A 17,792-nucleotide genomic window follows, 5' to 3' on the forward strand; every position below is an offset into this window, starting at 1 on the left:
CCCCCCCCGATACACGACGGACCGAGAATAATCCGGCCCTACCGGGAGTCGCTCGGCCCACGGCCTACGGTTCAGTAACGGGCTTCCCCAGCTCGTCCAGGACCGCCGACAGCCGCTCCAGCAGCCGTACCGCCTCGGCGAGATCGGTCTCCCCCATCGCCTGCGCCAGCCGGTCGGCGAAGGCCGCGTGCCCGGGGCCGATCCGGGCCACGGCCGCCCGCCCCTCCCCCGTCGGCGCGAGCAGTTTGGCGCGCCGGTGCGCCGGATTCGGCCGGTACTCGGCCAGCCCCCGCTCGACCAGCAGATCGGCGATGCGCTGCACGCTCTGCCGGGTGATGCCCATGGCCCGCGCGATGCCCGCCACCGGCAGCGGCTCGGGCAGCACGGCCCCGAGCACCTGCCACCAGGCGGCGGTGAGCCCGGCCGGACGGGACAGTTCCTCGGCGACGGCCAGGAACTGTCCGTTGAGCCGGAAGACCCCGAGGGCGCTGCGGCTGAGCAGCTCCTGGCGCGCACGGCTCACTCCGCGGCCGCCTTCTGCAGGACGAAGTAAGCCTCGGCGTCGGAGTCGTGGTACAGCCGGTACCAGGCGTCCAGCACCTCACCCTCGTACACCCCGAGGAGCCGGAAGACCTCGCGGGCGAACGCGACGGGTTCGGTGGGACCGGCGGTGATCAGGTTGCCGTCGGTGACCGCGTCGGCCTCGACGTACCGGTCGGCGCCGGCGTAGTCGGTGGCCGCCGCCAGGTAGTACGGGCTGGCGCTGGTGTGGGAACGGCCGTCGAGCAGGCCCTCGCGGGCGAGTCCCGCGGTGGCGCCGCAGATGGCGGCGACGGGGACACCGGCGTCGAGGAAGGCGCGGGCGGTGCGGGCGAAGGGGGCCAGGTCGTCGGTCGCGTCCCAGAGCTCGGCGCCCGGGAGGATCAGCAGGGAGCTGTCCCGCGGGCTCACGTCGTCCAGGGCCAGGTCCGGCTGGATCCGCAGTCCGCCGATGCTGACGACCGGCTCCCGGCTCGGCCCCACGGTCACGATCTCGTACCCGGCGCGGGCGAGGTAGGCGGTCGTGTGCCCCGTCTCCCAGTCGGCGAGGCTGTCGTACAGCGCCAGGTGCACGGGCTTGCGGGATACATCACTCATGACAGCATGCTGTCACTTCGACAGGATGCTGTCCACTGTTTCAGGGTGTCGACAACCTGTCGTGGAAACCCCCCGTCCAGGGAACAAGACGCCGATGTCGCTTCCGCATCGCGGACATTTACCCTCACCCGCATGACCCCTCAGCCCAACCCCGACGCCGGCGCCGCAGTGAAGGCCGCGGACCGCGCACACGTCTTCCACTCCTGGTCCGCCCAGGACCTCATCGACCCGCTCGCCGTCGCCGGCGCCGAGGGGTCGTACTTCTGGGACTACGACGGCAAGCGATACCTGGACTTCACCAGCGGGCTGGTCTACACGAACATCGGCTACCAGCACCCGAAGGTCGTCGCGGCCATCCAGGAGCAGGCGGCGAGGATGACGACCTTCGCGCCCGCGTTCGCGATCGAGGCGCGCTCGGAGGCGGCCCGGCTGATCGCCGAACGGACCCCCGGCGACCTGGACAAGATCTTCTTCACCAACGCCGGCGCGGACGCCGTGGAGCACGCGGTGCGCATGGCCCGGCTGCACACGGGCCGCCCCAAGGTGCTCTCGGCGTACCGCTCGTACCACGGCGGCACCCAGCAGGCGATCAACCTCACCGGCGACCCGCGCCGCTGGGCGAACGACAGCGCCACGAACGGCGTGGTCCGCTTCTGGGCGCCGTTCCTCTACCGCTCCCGCTTCTACGCCGAGACCGAGGAGCAGGAGACCGCGCGCGCCCTGGAGCACCTGGAGACGACGATCGCCTTCGAGGGGCCGGGCACGGTCGCGGCGATCATCCTGGAGACCATCCCGGGCACGGCCGGGATCATGGTCCCACCGCCCGGCTATCTGGCCGGGGTCCGGGAGATCTGCGACCGCCACGGCATCGTCTTCATCCTGGACGAGGTCATGGCGGGCTTCGGGCGGACCGGTGAGTGGTTCGCCACCGACCTCTTCGGTGTCGTACCCGACCTGATGACCTTCGCCAAGGGCGTGAACTCGGGTTACGTCCCCCTCGGCGGTGTCGCGATCTCGCAGCGGATCGCCGAGACCTTCGGCAAGCGGCCCTACCCGGGCGGTCTGACCTACTCCGGGCACCCGCTGGCCTGCGCCGCCGCCGTCGCCACGATCAACGTGATGGCGCAGGAGGGCGTTGTCGAGAACGCCAAGCGGCTCGGCGAGACGGTCGTCGGCCCCGCCCTGGCCGACCTGGCCGAGCGGCACCCGAGCGTCGGCGAGGTGCGCGGTGTCGGCATGTTCTGGGCGCTGGACCTCGTGAAGAACCGCGAGACCCGCGAGCCGCTGGTGCCGTACAACGCCGCCGGCGAGGCGAACGCCCCCATGGCCGCCTTCGCGGCCGCCGCCAAGCAGCACGGCGTGTGGCCCTTCGTGAACATGAACCGCACCCACGTGGTCCCGCCGTGCAACGTCACGGAGGCCGAGCTGAAGGAGGGCCTCGCCGCCCTGGACGCCGCGCTGGGCGTGGCCGACGAGTACACGGCATGACCGAACACAGGCCGTGACCGAACCACGGCTGCCGCCGGGGACACTCGAGCGCGTAAGGTGACGTGCTCGTAAGAGACGGACGAGTACGTCACCTGACGCCTGAGGAGAGGCCCCGACATGCCCGGCACCGGCGCCGTGACGCGCAGTACCCTGCGCCAGCAGGTCGCCGACGCGCTCCGTGACGAGGTGCTGGCGGGGCGGCTGCAACCGGGCCGGGCGTTCACGGTCAAGGAGATCGCCGACCAGTACGGCGTCTCCGCCACCCCGGTGCGCGAGGCCCTGGTCGACCTGTCCGCGCAGGGCATCCTGGAGGCCGACCAGCACCGGGGCTTCAGGGTGCCGGAGTACTCCGTCACCGACTACCGGAACATGATCGAGGCCCGCAGCCTGGTCACCGACGGGATGTTCCAGGCCCTCAGCACCGGCCACCCCGCCTTCCGCACCCCGCCGGAGGACCCGCGTACGACGGCGGCCCTGGCCACCGTGCGCCGCCGGGGCGAGGAGGCCCAGCGTGCGGCGGCGGCCGGCGACCTGACCGTCCTCATCGGCTACGACCTCCGCTTCTGGCGCGAGCTCAGCGCGCTCTTCGGCAACCCCTACCTCGGCGACTTCCTCAACCGTCTGCGCGTGCAGTCCTGGGTCTGCGCGGTGCAGCACCTGCTCCGCCTCCCCGACCTGCGCGGCCACCTGTGGGCCGGGCACACGCACCTGGTCGACGCGCTGGCCCGCCGCGAGGCCGACACCGCCCGCTCGATCGTCGCCGCCTCCAACGCCCACTCACTGGCGCTACTGGAACACCTGACCAACGGGTAAGTGACCGGTACTCTTCCCTGACCACCTTCTGTGTGCGAGGAGCCCTCTTTGGCCTGTGACCTGTGGCTGGTACCGCTCGTGGACGTGTTGTGCCACACCCCGGACAACCCGTTCGCCGAGGAACTCGCTCAGTACAACGAGGCACTGACCCAGGCCGGGCTCCCACCGGTTCCGGTGTACCAGTACATGCCGGGCCTGTCCGGCGAGGTAGCCCCGGTGGCCGGCTTCGACTACGACGCGCTCCACTTCCTGCGCCGGGCGTACCTGTTGCAGGTGTGCGGGCTGCCGGTGACCCCGGTCGACGAACTGGGCGGCGACTACGAGCAGTTGCTGGAGATGTTCGAGTCCACGGCCCAGCAGTCCCACCTGGTCTGGCACTACGACCACGCGGGCGCGTACGTCCCGGTCGACTTCCCGCAGCCGCTGTCGAACGACGAACTGCTCGCGGGCGGCGGCCCGTTGGGAAGTTCTCAGGCGCTGTTGCGCGAACTGGAGTACGTCGCCGGGTCGATCGGCATCGACCCGGCCAACCCCCCGGCCGCCCCGACCCCGCCCGCGGCCCCCACGGAACTGGAGGAACCGGCCGTCCCGGCGCCGTACGACCCGAGCCCCTTCGCCCGCGAACGGCACGTCTGGCTGGGGTTGCACGCGGCGGCGACCCGCTCCCTGGCACAGGGCTCGATGATCGTGTTCAGCTGAGCGCCACGTCGGCCGGGAGAGCCGGGTTGTGTGATTTCACCCACCTCTTCTTGCCGTGGGGGAAATGCCTGCCTACGTTCGGTGGCATGTCCCCCCACGGCCCCGCCTTCGACTTCAGCGTCGACCTGAGCGCGCACGAGATGCTCCGGCGTACCCACGTCATGGCCGCCCTCGGCCCCGACTGGGACCCCGCTGCGGCGCTCCGTGGCGAGGAGGAGGCGCGTGCGCTGCTGTACTCCGGCCTGGACGCCGAGCAGCAGCGCATCTACGACGAGCTGGTGGCGGCCGGTGTGCTCCCGGCAGGGCCGGGCGATGCTGCCGCTTGATCCGCAGGCCGACATGGGACGGCGCGCCTGGGTGGCGTGCCCGAACTGTGACGACCGGGGCGGGTGGCGCTACCTGCTGTCCAACACCGGCAGTCTGCTGCACCTGCAGTGTCCCTCGTGCCACCACCTCTGGTCGCACGAGACATACTTCGGCGCCACCCGCTCCACGCCCTGACGGTCAGAAGACCGGCGTGCCGGCCTGCGTCAGCTTCCAGTTGGTGACGGCGAAGTCCGCCGGGTCGAGGGTCTTCTTCGCGGTCACGTAGTCGATCATCAGCTGGCGGATCTCGTTCGTCGAGCTGTAGGCGTTCGGGGCGGCGGCGATGTGCGGGTAGCCGGAGCCGCCGTTCGCGCGGTAGTTGTTCACCGCCACGACGAAGACCTGGTCGTCGGCGATCGGCGCGCCGTTGTAGCTCAGGTTCTTGATCCGGGAGCCCTCCGGCTGGGCGATGTCGATCTCGTAGTCGACGCCCGCCGCCGTGTCGTACATGTAGTCCCAGAAGTTGTTGGCGTTGGTGAGGGTCGCCGTGTCGACCTTCGTGCCGGCCGGGACCTGGTGGTAGTACTTCGCCCCGTACTCCAGGTAGTCCTTGAGCTGGGCGCCCGTCAGCTTCTTGCCGTACAGGGTGTTGTCGTAGATGTAGAGCCCGGCGATGTCCTTGATGGTGACGTTGCCCTGGGGGATGTCGGCCGTGCGGGAGAAGGGGGCCGCCACCGAAATCAGCGGGAGCGCGGCGTCCGATGCCGACAGGCCCGCCTTCACGCTCTCCATCTGGACCTTGTGGATGAAGTCCATGATCGGCACGTCCTTCCAGCAGGACTCCGCCGCCGAGAGGTCCTGCGTGCAGGTGCCGACCGCCGTGTTGACGTACTTGACCACCAGCTCGTGGTCCGCCTCCAGGAGCTGCTTGATCTCCGGGTCCTCGTCCACGTCCTTGGGGTTGAGGGTCTGCGCCGTCTTGCTCGTCACCTTCCACTGGCCGTGGTGGAGTTCGAGCTCGAAGTCGAAGACGCTGAGGCGGTAGCCCCAGCAGTACGGCTCGGAGAGCAGGACTTCCTCACCGGTCTCGGCGTTCTTGACCGTGTAGGAGGGGACCTCCACGTGCGTGTGCCCGACGAGGATCGCGTCGATGCCCGGCACCTGCTCGGCCACCAGGTTCGACGCGTTCTCGACGTACGGAAGCGAGTCGCCGTAAGAGGACGAGCCGTCCATACCCGAGTGGTCCGTCAGGAAGACGACGTCACAGCCCAGCGCGCGCAGCCGCGGCACGTACTTCTTCGCCTGCTCCACCAGGCCCGGGAACACCATCTTCCCGCTGACGTTGTCCTTGTCCCACAGCGCGATGCCGGGGTTGGTCAGGCCGAGGATGCCGACCTTGATGTCCGGGGCGCCGGGGACGCGGATCCGCTTGACGGTGTACGGGTGGAAGGCGGGCCGGAGCGTCTTCGCGTCCAGCGCGTTCGCGCCGAGCAGCGGGAAGTGGCACTGGCTCTCGAACTTGCGCAGGGTGTCGATGCCGTAGTTGAACTCGTGGTTGCCGAGGGCGGCGGCGTCGTAGCGCATGTGGTTCATGGCCACGGCCATCGGGTGCTTGGGGCCCCGCTTGCCGTCGGTGCCGGTGATCGGGTCGACGCGTGCGAAGTAGTAGGCCAGGGAGGTGCCCTGGATGATGTCGCCGGCGTCGACGAGCAGGACGTGGTCCTCGCCCTTCGCCTCGCGCTGCTGCTTGATGAGGGTGGCCACGCGCGCCACGCCGACCGAGTTGCCCGCCTTGTCGGTGTAGGCGGCGTCCTTGTAGTAGTCCCAGTCGAAGACGTGGCTGTGCAGGTCGGTCGTGCCGAGGATGGAGAACGACCAGGTGCGGGGGTGACAGTCCCGCTTCTGCTCGGCGGCCTGGGCCGGGGCGGCGGCCGTACCGGCGACCGCGACGGCCGCACCGGTGACGGCCGACTTCTTCACGAACTCCCGGCGGTTCATGGGACTGCGGGGCATAGGGGGCTCCTGGAGCGAGGAAGAGGGAGGAACACAGGCAACTACCCGCGTAGATGCTTGCCTCGGCCCCTTCCGCGCGGAACCACGAACAACCCAAGGGCCGGTCAAGGATTTTCATGTCCATGACCGGCCCGTGAAGCAGAGTTGAACTACAGGAACGAGTTGATCTCGATCGTCTCGTCCCGGCCCGGGCCCACGCCGATCGCGGAGATCGGGGCGCCGGACATCTCCTCCAGCGCCTTGACGTAGTTCTGGGCGTTCTTCGGCAGGTCGGAGAAGGACTTCGCCTTGGTGATGTCCTCGTTCCAGCCGGGCAGGGTCTCGTAGACCGGCTTCGCGTGGTGGAAGTCGGTCTGGGAGTACGGAAGCTCCTCGACCCGCTTGCCGTCGACCTCGTACGCCACGCAGACCGGGATCTGCTCCCAGCCGGTCAGCACGTCCAGCTTGGTGAGGAAGAAGTCGGTCAGGCCGTTGACGCGGGTGGCGTAGCGGGCGATGACGGCGTCGAACCAGCCGCAGCGCCGGTCACGGCCCGTCGTCACACCCCGCTCGCCGCCGATCCGGCGCAGCGCCTCGCCGTCCTCGTCGAACAGCTCGGTCGGGAAGGGGCCGGCGCCGACGCGGGTCGTGTAGGCCTTGAGGATGCCGATGACCCGGCTGATCTTCGTCGGGCCCACGCCGGCGCCGGTGCAGGCACCGCCCGCGGTCGGGTTCGAGGAGGTCACGAAGGGGTACGTGCCGTGGTCGATGTCGAGGAGGGTGCCCTGACCGCCCTCGAACAGGACGACCTTGTCGTCCTCCAGCGCCTGGTTGAGGACCAGCACGGTGTCGGCGACGTACGGCTTGATCTGCTCGGCGTAGCCCAGCAGCTCCCCGACCACCTGGTCCACGGCGATCGCGCGCCGGTTGTACAGCTTGGTGAGGATCTGGTTCTTGACGTCGAGGGCCGCCTCGACCTTCTGGGTCAGGATCGACTCGTCGTACAGGTCCTGGACCCGGATGCCGACGCGGTTGATCTTGTCGGCGTAGGTCGGGCCGATGCCGCGCCCCGTCGTCCCGATCTTCCGCTTGCCGAGGAAGCGTTCCGTCACCTTGTCGACGGTCACGTTGTACGGCGTGATGATGTGCGCGTTACCGCTGATCAGGAGCTTGGACGTGTCGACGCCACGCTCGTTCAGACCGCTCAGCTCGGAGAGCAGGACCGACGGGTCGACGACGACGCCGTTGCCGATGACCGGGACACAAGTAGGCGAGAGGATTCCGGAAGGGAGGAGGTGGAGCGCGTACTTCTGGTCGCCGACGACGACCGTGTGGCCGGCGTTGTTGCCGCCCTGGTAGCGCACTACATAGTCCACCGAGCCACCGAGCAGGTCGGTCGCCTTTCCCTTGCCTTCGTCACCCCACTGAGCACCGAGCAGCACAAGTGCGGGCACGCGCGTACACCCCTTCCGGGCGGGGCATGTCCAAGGTCGGGGGCGTGGGCGTAAGGTTCACCGCCGCGTGCCACAGCGACCGCCGTTGGTCGCACAACCGTCGGACCGGATGCCCCGGAATAGACGAAGCCCCTGGCGCAATAGCGCAAGGGGCTCTTGCACAAAGATGCTACCCGAGGAAGCGAGGCAGGACCGAGGTGGCGACTTTCGCGATGTCCGAACAGCTGCTGGTGATCATCGATCCGGCGGCACGGCAGACGGACGGGGAGTCCGTACGGATCGCGAAAGACGTGCTCAGCGCGGGTGCGGCGGCCAAGGTGTGTCTCCCGGACGGGCCGGAGGAATTCGCCCGCGCGCTGGGCCGACGGGGGTCGCGGCGGCCGGTCGTGGTGGGCGACGGTCACGCTCTGGTACGGGCCGTGACGCTGCTGCACCGGGCACGCGAGCTGTCCGGATGTGCGCTGTCGGTGGTCCCGGTCGGTGACACCCGCCTCGCAGAGTCGCTGGGCGTACCCGGCGGCGCGGTGGCGGCGGCGCGGGCCGTGCTGGACGGGTCCGAGCGGCGCCTCGACCTGCTGGTCGACGACAGCGACGGGGTCGTCCTGAGCGGGCTGGGTATCCCGCCGGAGCCGGTGCGGCCCCCCGCCGCGGTGCCGGTCCCCGTCGTCCCCGGGCGCCCCTGGTACCGCTCCCTGGTCCGCACCCTCGCCCCCCGCCCGCCCCGGCTCGCCGCCGTACCGGCCCCGGGCCCCTCCCGGCTGCGCGTCGAGGTCGACGGGGAGACGGTGGTGGACCTGGGCCAGCCCGTGGAGGCCGTATCGGTGACGCCGGGCACGGGCGGGCTCGCGGAGGTCGAGGTACGCCCGCTGTCGGTGGGCGCGGAGGCGACGCCGGTACGGACGTCCGGGCGGACGGTGACGGTGACCGGCGCGGATTTCCGGTACCGGGCGGACGCGGGGGTGACGGGACCGGTGCGAAGGCGGACGTGGCGGGTGAGGGAGGGGGCTTGGGGGCTGGTGCTGCCGGGGTCGGCGGGGTGAGTCAGCCCTCGTCGTCATCCTCCTGCGGCGCCTGGAAGCCGTCGGTGTCGAGCGTGCAGCCGATGGGGTCGGGGATGTAGAGCTTCTCGCCGAACGACTTGGTGAGGCGCCCCTGGTAACCGTTGGGCGTCGGCTCCCAGAAGACGGTGGCCTGTTCCTCCTGCATGTCGAGGAGAAGGTAAACGGGCACGCCGACCTTGCTGTAGACGTCGAGTTTGTCCGTGCGATCTTCGTCTCGTGTGGCCGGAGAGGTCAGCTCGGCGACGAACGAGAGAGCCTGACCGTCGAGGCGGTTACTGGTGGTGCGTCGTGCACGTCGGTGAGCCGCGTGGATATCGGGGCCGTAGGCGCGCTCGACGCCCGGGAACACGTACAGAAACGGACTCGAACTGATGCGGTGTTCCTCGGGCAGATGAGGACGCAGCTGGTCGCAGACCATGTCCAGCACGTCCGCGTAGTACGCCTTCGACCACGGCGACACGACGATGCTCCCCCTGATGATCTCGGCCTTGTAGCCGTCGGGCACGTTCAGCTCGTCGAGGAGGTCCAGGAGCTCCTCGAAGCCGCCGCGGGGTTCGGCGTCGTTTGTCACCGGTCGCTCTGCCATCAAGGTCATGATGCCCCCTCCCTCCGACGCGAACCAGTAACCACTTAGCGTAGTCGATCAGCTACACAGTCGGGGCGCGATCGCCAAAGTCGACCCTTTCAATGGTCTAGTGACAAATATTTAACCGCGCCGACCCCTTCCCGCACCCCTCCCCCGTCCACCATCCTGCTTCATCAGGACCCACCAGGGCTCATGGACCGGACACGGAAGGGGCCACCCGATGGCAGTGGACGAGGGCGTTGCCCCGGCGGCGGGCACGATGGAAGAGGAAACGGTTCACCGGCTGAAACCCAACGCCGTAGGGCTGCTCGGCGTGGTGTTCATGGCGGTGGCGACCGCCGCGCCGATCACCGCGATGACCGGCAACGTGCCCTTCATGGTGTCGTCCGGCAATGGCATCGGGGCGCCTGCGAGCTATCTCGTGGCAATGGTCGTCCTGGCAATCTTTTCCGTGGGTTTCACGTCGATGGCGAAGCACATCACGTCGACCGGCGCCTTCTACGGGTTTATTTCCTACGGGCTCGGACGGACCGCCGGTCTCGCCTCCGGGCTGCTCGCCACCTTCGCGTACGTCGTCTTCGAGCCCGCCCTGATCGGCATCTTCTCCACCTTCGCGACGACCACGCTGAAGGACCAGACAGGGCTCCACGTGCCCTGGTGGGCCTTCGCGATCCTGATGCTCGCGATCAACGCGACCGGCACCTGGTTCGGGGTCAGCGTCGCCGAGAAACTGCTGGTGGCGCTGTTGGCCACCGAGGTGACCGTGCTGGCGGCCATGGCCGTGTCCGTGGCGTTCCACGGGGGCGGGCCGCACGGGTTCAGCCTCGCGCCGGTCAACCCGGTCAACGCCTTCAAGGGCACGTCCGCCGGGCTCGGGCTCTTCTTCGCCTTCTGGTCCTGGGTCGGCTTCGAGTCGACCGCGATGTACGGCGAGGAGTCCCGCGACCCGAAGCGGATCATCCCCAAGGCCACGATGATCAGCGTCCTGGGCGTCGGCGTCTTCTACGTCTTCGTGTCCTGGATGGCCATCACCGGCAACGGCGAGGCCGAGGCCGTGAAGGCCGCCTCCTCCGCCAACCCGCTCGCGATGTTCTTCAACCCCACCGAGCGCTACGTCGGCCACTGGGCCGTCGACGTCATGCAGTGGCTGATGATCACCGGCTCGCTGGCCTGCGGCATGGCCTTCCACAACTGCGCCGCCCGCTATCTGTACGCCCTCGGGCGGGAGGGCGTGCTGCCCTCGCTGAAGAACACCATCGGCCGCACCCACGCCCGGCACGGCTCCCCGCACATCGCCGGCCTGGTGCAGACCGGCGTGAGCGCCGTACTGATCGCCGCGTTCTGGATCGCGGGCAAGGACCCGTACAACGCGCTCTACGTCCTGCTCGCCATCCTCGGCACGATGGCGATCCTGATCGTGCAGGCCGTCTGCTCCTTCGCGGTCCTCGTCTACTTCCGCCGGAACCACTCCGAGAGCCGCCACTGGTTCCGCACCTTCACCGCGCCGCTCGTCGGAGGCGTCGCGATGCTCGCCGTCGTCGTGCTGCTGGTGTCCAACATGGGCGTGGCGGCCGGGCCGGAGTCCGGCTCGCTCGTGCTGAAGGCGACGCCGTGGGTGGTGGCGCTGGTGGCGGGGACGGGCATCGGTTACGCGCAGTACCTCAAGCGGCGGGCGCCTGAGCGGTATGCGCTGCTGGGGCGGACGGTGCTGGAGGAGACCAAGGAACGCTGAGCGGGCTCAGCCCCCGTACTTCTGCTCCCGGTACACCCGCCAGCGCTCCATCATCTCCGCCACGTCCCGCTCGATGAACTCGAAGAACTCCAGCGTCTCGGCGAGCCGGCGCCCCGCGGGGGTGCCGGCTCCGAGGCTGGTGACGCCCTCGCGCAGGGCGTCCTCCCAGCGCTTGATGATCGCCTCGCGGTTGGTGAGCGCCTCGTACCACTGGTCGCTGTGCACCCGGTACCGCTCCCGGCGCGAACCGGGCTCCCGTTCCCGCGACACCATGTGGACCTGAGCGAGGTAACGCACGGCGCCGGAGACGGCGGCGGGGCTGATCCGCAGCTGTTCGCCCAGTTCGGCCGAGGTCAGGGTGCCGGTGTCGGAGGCGAGGAGGGCGGCGAAGACGCGGGAGGGCATGCGTGCCATCCCCGCCTCGACCAGCTGCGCCGCGAAGTGCTCCACGAACCGTGACACCGACTCGGGGTCCCGCTCGGGCGTTTCCGTCCCCGGCGTTTGTGTCCTCGGCGTTTCCGCCCTCGACTCCGTCATGCCCTCACCCTATCCGAGGGTTCATGTACTTCCTTAACTTCACAAATTTCTGAAAGCAGCGTACGTTCGGAGCCATGACGAAGGCAATCACGGTCTCCGGACTCCACAAGTCCTTCGGCCGTACGCACGCGCTCACCGGCCTCGACCTGGACGTCGAGGCCGGTGAGGTGCACGGATTCCTCGGCCCCAACGGCGCCGGCAAGTCGACCACGATCCGGGTGCTGCTCGGGCTGCTGCGCGCCGACGCGGGCGCCGCACAGGTGCTGGGCCGGGACCCGTGGCGGGACGCGGTGGAAGTGCACCGCCGGATCGCCTATGTGCCCGGTGACGTGACCCTGTGGCGCAATCTCTCCGGCGGCGAGGTCATCGACCTCTACGGCCGGCTGCGCGGAGGGCTCGACACCCGGCGCCGCGCCGAGCTGATCGACCGCTTCGAGCTGGACCCGACCAAGAAGGGCCGCACCTACTCCAAGGGCAACCGGCAGAAGGTCGCCCTGGTCGCCGCCTTCGCCTCGGACGTGGACCTGCTGATCCTGGACGAGCCGACGTCGGGCCTGGATCCGCTGATGGAGGAGGTCTTCCAGACCTGCGTCGAGGAGGAGCGCGAGCGCGGCCGTACGGTCCTGCTGTCGTCGCACATCCTGAGCGAGGTCGAGGAGCTCTGCGACCGGGTCAGCATCATCCGCAGGGGGCGGACCGTGGAGAGCGGATCGCTGGCGGACCTGCGGCACCTGACCCGCACGAGTGTGAGCGCCGAACTCGCCGGGCCGCCCAACGGGCTGGCCCGCCTGCCCGGCGTCCACGACCTCGACGTCCAGGGACACCGGGTCCGGCTCCAGGTGGACACCGACCACCTCGACGCCGTCCTGCGCTCGTTGACCGCCTCCGGGGTGCGCTCGCTGACCTCGACGCCGCCGACGCTGGAGGAGCTGTTCCTGCGGCACTACCAGGAAGACGACGCCGAGGTGGCCGTATGACCTCCCAACTGGCGGGCACGGGAACCCTGCTGAGGTTCGCCCTGCGCCGCGACCGCACGCTGATCCCACTCTGGGTCACGGTGAACGCGCTGATGGTCCTCTCCATGCCGAACACCCTGAAGACCCTGTACGGCACCGCTGCCGGGCGCGCCGATCTGCGGCACCAGATGGCCACCAACACCTCCCTGCGCGCCATGGTCGGCCCGGTCTTCGACGACTCCCTGGGCGCGCTGACGGCCTGGCGGATCGGGGTGTACGCGGGCGCGCTCGCCGCCGTGATGAGCCTGCTCGTCGTCGTACGGCACACCCGGGACGAGGAGGAGAGCGGGCGGCAGGAGCTGGTGTCCTCCGGGATGGTGGGGCGCCGGGCCCCGCTCACGGCGGCACTGCTGGCGGCGGCGGTGGCGAACGCGGCCCTGTGCGCGCTGATCGTGGCGGGCCTGGCCGGCCAGGGCGTCTCGGGTGCCGTGGCCTTCGGGCTGGGCGTGGCGGGCGTGGGCATGGTCTTCGCCACCACGGCGGCGATCGCCGCCCAGCTGACGGAGAGCGCCCGGCCGGCCCGTGGTCTGACGGCGGCGGTACTGGGTGCGGCGTTCGTCCTGCGCGCGGCGGGCGACTCGGCGAAGGACGGCGGTTCGTCGCCGCTGACCTGGCTGTCCCCGCTGGGCTGGCTGGAGAACGTACGGCCCTACGCCGCCGAACGCTGGTGGGTGCTGCTGCTGTTCGCGGCGGCCGTCACCCTGCAGGCTGTCGCGGCCTACGAGTTGGCCGGTCGGCGGGACATCGGCATGAGCTTCCTGCCGACCCGGCCGGGACCGGCGGGCGGACGTCTCGGCACGGCGGGCGCGCTGGCGTGGCGGCTGCAGCGCGGCAGCGTGCTCGGCTGGTCGATCGGCTTCTTCCTCGCCGGGGTCGTCTACGGCGGGATGACGGACGGTGCGGCACGGCTCGTCGGCGACAACGCCAAGGCGCGGGAGATCTTCCAGCGGATGGGCGGCCAGCCGGGGCTGACGGACGCCTTCCTCGCCGCGATGACCGGCATGCTCGGCCTGATCGCCGCCCTGTACGTCGTGTCCTCGGTGCTCCGGCTGAGCGGCGAGGAGACCTCCGGCCGCGCCGAGCCGGTGCTGGCGGCGGCCGTGGGCCGACTGCGCTGGGCCTGCGGCCACCTGCTGATCTCCTTCGGCGGCGCGGCCCTGATCATGCTGCTGGCCGGTCTGGGCTTCGCCGTCGGCTACGGCCGGCAGATCGGGCCGGTACTGGGCGCGTGCCTGCTCCAGGTCGCCGCGGTGTGGGTGGTCGGCGGTATCGCCGTCCTGCTGCTCGGCATCCTGCCGCGGGCGGCGACGGCGGCCTGGGGCGTGGCCGGCGCGGCCCTGCTGATCGGCTGGATCGGGCCCGCGCTGAACGTGCCCCGGGCGGTACTGGACCTGTCCCCGTTCGGTCATCTGCCCAAGCTGCCGGGCGGGGGGATGGAGTGGGGGCCGGTGCTGGTCCTGCTGGGGCTGGCCGTGGTGCTGGTGACCGGCGGCCTTGCGGGGCTGCGGCGGAGGGACCTGGCTGCCTGAGGGGGCCGGGGGCTGGAGCTCACCGCACCTCGACGCTTAGCCCCTCCAACCCCCTGATGACGAAGTTCGGCTTTCGCCGCGGCTCTGCCATGAGAGCCAGCGTCGGGGCCCGCTGCAGGAGGGCCGTCATCGAGGCTGCCAGCTCGATACGGGCCAGGGGCGCACCGATGCAGTAGTGGATGCCCGCGCTGAAGGAGATGTGCGGGTTCTCCCCGCGGGTCAGGTCCAGCCGCTCGGGGCGGTCGAAGACCTCGGGGTCGTGGTTGGCGGAACCGAAGAGCATGGCGATCTCCGAGCCCCTCGGAATCGTCGTGCCGTCGATCTCGATGTCGTCCAGGACCCAGCGTTCGAAGAGCTGGAGCGGCGTGTCGTAGCGCATCAGCTCCTCGATCGCGGAGGGGATCAGGGAGTGGTCGGCGCGCAGGGCCGCCAGCTGGGCGGGGTTGCGGAACAGCGCCCACCAGCCGTTGACCGTCGCGTTCACCGTCGCCTCGTGGCCCGCGTTGAGCAGCAGGACCGCCGTCGAGATCATCTCCTGCTCGGTCAGCCGGTCGTCGTTCTCGTCGTGCGCCGCGATCAGACCGGAGACGAGATCCTCGCCGGGCTCCTTGCGGCGGGCGGCGATCAGTTCCCGCAGATACTCCGAGAACTCCATCGAGGCCCGGACCGCCTTCGCCGCCGTCTCCTCGGACGGGTTCAGCTCATACATCCCGCAGATGTCCGCCGACCAGGGGCGAAGCTGCCCCCGGTCCCCCTCCGGGATGCCGAGCATCTCGGCGATCACCGCGACCGGCAACGGCTCGGCGACGTCCGTCAGCAGATCACCGCCGCCGTTGTGGACCAGCCCGGCCACCAGTTCGTCCGCCAGTGCCCGCACATACGGCTGCAGCCGCTCCACCGTGCGCGGTGTGAACGCCTTCGACACCAGGCGCCGGATCCGGGGGTGGTCCGGCGGCTCCAGGTCCAGCATCCCGTGATCGTTGAGGATGTGGAACGGCTCGTGCTCCGGCGGGGGTGGCGTCCGTCCGAACTCCTCGTGCGTGAACCGGTGCTGGTAGGTGCGGCCGAGGCGGCGGTCACGGAGCAGCGCCGCGACATCCGCGTGCCGCGGCACCAGCCACTGGTCGGTCGGCTCGTACCGGATCACCCGGCCGCGTGCGCGCAGCTCGGCATAGGCCGGGTACGGGTCGGCGACGAAAGCCGGGTCCCAGGGATCGAAACCGAGGTCGCGGAAGCCTGCCATGCGGCGACGCTAACGCGCCGACCCGACGCCTGACCAGGGTGTCACCCCTGACGTGGGTGTGCCGACCACGTCGTCCCCGTCGAGCCTGTGCCTTCCGTCAGCCCGGTGTCACCAATCTTGCCTCGTAGGCGAACACCGCTGCCTGGGTGCGGTCTCTGAGGCCCAGTTTGACCAGGATGCGGCTCACATGGGTCTTGATCGTCGACTCTGCCACGACCAGCCGCTCGGCGATCTCCGCGTTGGACAGGCCCTGGGCGATCAGGACCAGGACCTCCGTCTCGCGTTCCGTGAGTTCGCCGTAGGCCGCCTGGGACGCCGACGGGATCAGGCGTGGGGGCTCCGAGAGGCGGGAGAACTCCGTGATCAGGCGTTTGGTGACCGAAGGGGCGAGGAGGGCCTCGCCTGCGGCCACCACCCTTACGCCGTCCGCCAGTTGGCGTGCCGAGGCGTCCTTGAGGAGGAAGCCGGAGGCTCCCGCTCGCAGGGCCTGGTACACATACTCGTCCAGGTCGAAGGTCGTCAGGACCAGCACCTTCGCCGCCGCGTCCGCCGCCACGATCTCCCGGGTCGCCTCGATGCCGTTCAGCTCGGGCATGCGGATGTCCATCAGGACGACGTCCGGGGCGAGTTCACGGACCCGGCCCACCGCCTCCCTTCCGTTGACGGCCTCGCCGACCACCTCGATGTCCGGCATCGCGTTCAGCAGGACCGAGAAGCCTTCGCGGACCATCATCTGGTCGTCCGCGATCAGTACGCGGATGGTCATGCGTCCCCTTCGTTCACGGTGGCCGCCGGCACCGGCAGGAATACCGTCACCTCATAACCCCCGTCGGGCGACGGGCCCGCCGTCATCTCGCCGTTCAGCATCGTCACGCGCTCCCGCATGCCCGTGATGCCGTGCCCGGCGCCCGGTGAGGGCTTGACGAGGTGGGGGGCGGGCGGCGGGGTGTTGACTATGCGCAGGCCGAGACCGCCGAGGACATAGCCGATCTCCACGCGGGCGCTCGCTCCCGGTGCGTGCCGCAGGGTGTTGCTGAGTGCCTCCTGGACTATTCGGTACGCCGACAGCTCCACGCCCTGCGGCAGTTCGCGAACCGCTCCGGTCACCGCCTTCTCCACCGTGAGGCCCGCTTCGTGGACGTTGGAGAGCAGGCCGTCCAGGTCGGCCAGGGTCGGCTGGGGGGCGTCCGGGGCCTCGTAGTCCTCGGCGCGGACCACGCCGAGGACGCGGCGGAGTTCGGTCAGGGCCGCCACCGCGTTCTCCCGGATGGTGGCGAACGCCTTCGCCAGCTCCTCCGGCGGGTTCTCCACCCGGTAGGGCGCGGCCTCCGCCTGGATGGCGACCACCGACATGTGGTGGGCGACCACGTCGTGCAGCTCGCGGGCGATCGTCGTGCGCTCCTCCAGGAGGGTGCGGCGGGAGCGCTCGTGCGCGGTGACCGTCTGCTGGGCGGTCACCTCCTGCTGGGCCTGGCGGCGAACGTGCCGGACCGTGACGGCCAGCAGGATGAACGCGGAGAGGACCAGCATCTGCGGCACATCGGTCTGGTAATGCCCCCAGCCGAAGGCCCAGTCGGCCCAGAAGCCGTATATCGCGGTCAGCGCCCACATCCAGGCCGCCGTGCGCGGGCGGGTGCGGATCGCCACGACCGTGAGCACCACCAGGTGGGAGATGAAGCTGCTGGGCAGCCACGGCCAGCTGTCCCAGTCGCCGCTGGTGATCGCCGCGGCCGTGGTCGCCGCGAGCGACAGCCAGAACGCCCCTGCCGGACGCGCCAGGGTCAGCAGCACCGGGACCAGCGCCAGCACCGCGCGGAGCAGGGCGCTCAGCCCCGACTCGTTGTCCGCCAGGCCGACGAGCGCCGCGAGCCCGCCCGCGGCCGCCACCGTCGCGTGCGGGGCCCAGATCCCGTACTCCTTCAGGCGGCCCGGCAGCCTGCGGGCGAGCGGGCCGGCCTCGGGCATGGGCGGCAGCGGGCGGTAGGCGAAGGCGTCGTGGAACAGGTCCTGCCACAGGCCGCGCAGGGCGTCCGCGGCAAGCCGGAACTCCGGGCTGCGCGGCCGGCCGGCCGGGCCCGGCGGGGTCGTCTGCGTGTGCGTCGTCTGGGTCACGTACGAAACGGTAGGCGGGCGGCGGGGTCCTGGTCGTCACCATGGAGAGGGGTTCTTGGGAGTCCCTCTCAGGTACTACGGGTCGTC

18 protein-coding genes are annotated in these 17,792 nt (G+C 70.2%); 9 read left to right on the forward strand and 9 right to left on the reverse strand.

The genetic code is table 11. From position 1 onward, the window contains the following. Positions 1–64: 64 nt before the first annotated feature. Complete coding sequence (locus ACWC0C_RS34940; RefSeq protein ID WP_449199440.1) at positions 65–523, reverse strand: MarR family winged helix-turn-helix transcriptional regulator; 459 nt, start codon at positions 521–523, stop codon at positions 65–67. Continuing rightward, positions 520–1,137 carry a type 1 glutamine amidotransferase family protein gene (locus ACWC0C_RS34945; protein ID WP_449199441.1) on the reverse strand — a complete coding sequence of 206 codons (618 nt, stop codon included), beginning with the start codon at positions 1,135–1,137 and terminating at the stop codon, positions 520–522. The genes ACWC0C_RS34940 and ACWC0C_RS34945 overlap by 4 nt, the downstream gene beginning before the upstream one ends. A 132-nt stretch (positions 1,138–1,269) precedes the next feature. Between ACWC0C_RS34945 and ACWC0C_RS34950 the strand changes: the two genes are divergently transcribed. The 5 genes from ACWC0C_RS34950 to ACWC0C_RS34970 all read left to right on the forward strand — a co-directional run bounded on the left by ACWC0C_RS34950 (position 1,270) and on the right by ACWC0C_RS34970 (position 4,638). Continuing rightward, the gene (locus ACWC0C_RS34950; protein ID WP_450868206.1) at positions 1,270–2,625 is read left to right on the forward strand and encodes an aminotransferase class III-fold pyridoxal phosphate-dependent enzyme; all 1,356 of its coding nucleotides are present in this window, start codon (positions 1,270–1,272) and stop codon (positions 2,623–2,625) included. Positions 2,626–2,742: 117 nt separating this feature from the next. Continuing rightward, entirely contained in the window at positions 2,743–3,438 is a 696-nt protein-coding gene (locus ACWC0C_RS34955; protein ID WP_450868207.1) for a GntR family transcriptional regulator, read from the forward strand. 48 nt (positions 3,439–3,486) lie between these two features. After that, positions 3,487–4,137, forward strand: coding sequence for a hypothetical protein (locus ACWC0C_RS34960; protein WP_450868208.1), 651 nt, complete (start codon positions 3,487–3,489; stop codon positions 4,135–4,137). A gap of 86 nt (positions 4,138–4,223) precedes the next feature. Beyond that, positions 4,224–4,463, forward strand: coding sequence for a DUF6400 family protein (locus tag ACWC0C_RS34965; protein ID WP_449199445.1), 240 nt, complete (start codon positions 4,224–4,226; stop codon positions 4,461–4,463). Continuing rightward, positions 4,450–4,638 carry a hypothetical protein gene (locus ACWC0C_RS34970; RefSeq protein WP_449199446.1) on the forward strand — a complete coding sequence of 63 codons (189 nt, stop codon included), beginning with the start codon at positions 4,450–4,452 and terminating at the stop codon, positions 4,636–4,638. The genes ACWC0C_RS34965 and ACWC0C_RS34970 overlap by 14 nt, the downstream gene beginning before the upstream one ends. Positions 4,639–4,641: 3 nt before the next feature. On the opposite strand, the gene ACWC0C_RS34975 is transcribed toward ACWC0C_RS34970, so the two are convergent. After that, positions 4,642–6,456, reverse strand: a complete 1,815-nt coding sequence (locus ACWC0C_RS34975; protein WP_450868210.1) for a bifunctional metallophosphatase/5'-nucleotidase — start codon at positions 6,454–6,456, stop codon at positions 4,642–4,644. 149 nt (positions 6,457–6,605) lie between these two features. After that, positions 6,606–7,889 carry an adenylosuccinate synthase gene (locus ACWC0C_RS34980; protein WP_449199448.1) on the reverse strand — a complete coding sequence of 428 codons (1,284 nt, stop codon included), beginning with the start codon at positions 7,887–7,889 and terminating at the stop codon, positions 6,606–6,608. Between the two features lie 212 nt (positions 7,890–8,101). On the opposite strand from ACWC0C_RS34980, the gene ACWC0C_RS34985 reads away from it, so the two are divergent. After that, positions 8,102–8,929, forward strand: a complete 828-nt coding sequence (locus tag ACWC0C_RS34985) for a diacylglycerol kinase (RefSeq protein WP_450868212.1) — start codon at positions 8,102–8,104, stop codon at positions 8,927–8,929. A gap of 1 nt (position 8,930) precedes the next feature. Here the strand turns inward: ACWC0C_RS34985 and ACWC0C_RS34990 are convergent, their stop codons facing one another. Continuing rightward, entirely contained in the window at positions 8,931–9,545 is a 615-nt protein-coding gene (locus tag ACWC0C_RS34990; RefSeq protein ID WP_450868214.1) for a Uma2 family endonuclease, read from the reverse strand. Between the two features lie 211 nt (positions 9,546–9,756). Here ACWC0C_RS34990 and ACWC0C_RS34995 point away from each other — a divergent pair, with 211 nt between their 5' ends. Continuing rightward, the gene (locus ACWC0C_RS34995; protein ID WP_450868215.1) at positions 9,757–11,268 is read left to right on the forward strand and encodes an APC family permease; all 1,512 of its coding nucleotides are present in this window, start codon (positions 9,757–9,759) and stop codon (positions 11,266–11,268) included. A gap of 6 nt (positions 11,269–11,274) precedes the next feature. Here the strand turns inward: ACWC0C_RS34995 and ACWC0C_RS35000 are convergent, their stop codons facing one another. Then, on the reverse strand, positions 11,275–11,805 hold the full coding sequence (locus ACWC0C_RS35000) for a GbsR/MarR family transcriptional regulator (RefSeq protein ID WP_450868217.1): 531 nt from the start codon (positions 11,803–11,805) through the stop codon (positions 11,275–11,277). A 74-nt stretch (positions 11,806–11,879) separates the two neighbouring features. Here ACWC0C_RS35000 and ACWC0C_RS35005 point away from each other — a divergent pair, with 74 nt between their 5' ends. Further along, positions 11,880–12,782: an ABC transporter ATP-binding protein gene (locus tag ACWC0C_RS35005; RefSeq protein WP_450868219.1), complete on the forward strand. Its 903-nt coding sequence runs from the start codon at positions 11,880–11,882 to the stop codon at positions 12,780–12,782. Further along, positions 12,779–14,350: an ABC transporter permease gene (locus ACWC0C_RS35010; protein ID WP_450868221.1), complete on the forward strand. Its 1,572-nt coding sequence runs from the start codon at positions 12,779–12,781 to the stop codon at positions 14,348–14,350. The genes ACWC0C_RS35005 and ACWC0C_RS35010 overlap by 4 nt, the downstream gene beginning before the upstream one ends. Before the next feature lie 19 nt (positions 14,351–14,369). Here ACWC0C_RS35010 and ACWC0C_RS35015 read toward each other — a convergent pair whose 3' ends face one another. From ACWC0C_RS35015 to ACWC0C_RS35025, 3 genes are all read right to left on the reverse strand, one after another. Beyond that, positions 14,370–15,593, reverse strand: a complete 1,224-nt coding sequence (locus ACWC0C_RS35015; protein ID WP_450868223.1) for a cytochrome P450 — start codon at positions 15,591–15,593, stop codon at positions 14,370–14,372. A 97-nt stretch (positions 15,594–15,690) separates the two neighbouring features. Further along, a complete protein-coding gene (locus tag ACWC0C_RS35020) occupies positions 15,691–16,359 on the reverse strand; it encodes a response regulator (RefSeq protein WP_449199455.1) in 669 nt (222 codons plus the stop codon). Then, positions 16,356–17,705 carry a sensor histidine kinase gene (locus ACWC0C_RS35025; protein ID WP_450868225.1) on the reverse strand — a complete coding sequence of 450 codons (1,350 nt, stop codon included), beginning with the start codon at positions 17,703–17,705 and terminating at the stop codon, positions 16,356–16,358. The genes ACWC0C_RS35020 and ACWC0C_RS35025 overlap by 4 nt, the downstream gene beginning before the upstream one ends. Positions 17,706–17,792 lie beyond the last annotated feature (87 nt).

The sequence above is a fragment of the Streptomyces sp. NPDC001709 genome, from assembly GCF_053596375.1.

Coding starts and splice junctions, on each gene's coding strand:
- ACWC0C_RS34945 (WP_449199441.1), bottom strand. CDS start 1,137: ATGAGTGATGTATCCCGCAAGCCCGTGCACCTGGCGCTGTACGACAGC.
- ACWC0C_RS34950 (WP_450868206.1), top strand. CDS start 1,270: ATGACCCCTCAGCCCAACCCCGACGCCGGCGCCGCAGTGAAGGCCGCG.
- ACWC0C_RS34955 (WP_450868207.1), top strand. CDS start 2,743: ATGCCCGGCACCGGCGCCGTGACGCGCAGTACCCTGCGCCAGCAGGTC.
- ACWC0C_RS34965 (WP_449199445.1), top strand. CDS start 4,224: ATGTCCCCCCACGGCCCCGCCTTCGACTTCAGCGTCGACCTGAGCGCG.
- ACWC0C_RS34970 (WP_449199446.1), top strand. CDS start 4,450: ATGCTGCCGCTTGATCCGCAGGCCGACATGGGACGGCGCGCCTGGGTG.
- ACWC0C_RS34975 (WP_450868210.1), bottom strand. CDS start 6,456: ATGCCCCGCAGTCCCATGAACCGCCGGGAGTTCGTGAAGAAGTCGGCC.
- ACWC0C_RS34985 (WP_450868212.1), top strand. CDS start 8,102: ATGTCCGAACAGCTGCTGGTGATCATCGATCCGGCGGCACGGCAGACG.
- ACWC0C_RS34990 (WP_450868214.1), bottom strand. CDS start 9,545: ATGACCTTGATGGCAGAGCGACCGGTGACAAACGACGCCGAACCCCGC.
- ACWC0C_RS34995 (WP_450868215.1), top strand. CDS start 9,757: ATGGCAGTGGACGAGGGCGTTGCCCCGGCGGCGGGCACGATGGAAGAG.
- ACWC0C_RS35000 (WP_450868217.1), bottom strand. CDS start 11,805: ATGACGGAGTCGAGGGCGGAAACGCCGAGGACACAAACGCCGGGGACG.
- ACWC0C_RS35005 (WP_450868219.1), top strand. CDS start 11,880: ATGACGAAGGCAATCACGGTCTCCGGACTCCACAAGTCCTTCGGCCGT.
- ACWC0C_RS35010 (WP_450868221.1), top strand. CDS start 12,779: ATGACCTCCCAACTGGCGGGCACGGGAACCCTGCTGAGGTTCGCCCTG.
- ACWC0C_RS35015 (WP_450868223.1), bottom strand. CDS start 15,593: ATGGCAGGCTTCCGCGACCTCGGTTTCGATCCCTGGGACCCGGCTTTC.
- ACWC0C_RS35020 (WP_449199455.1), bottom strand. CDS start 16,359: ATGACCATCCGCGTACTGATCGCGGACGACCAGATGATGGTCCGCGAA.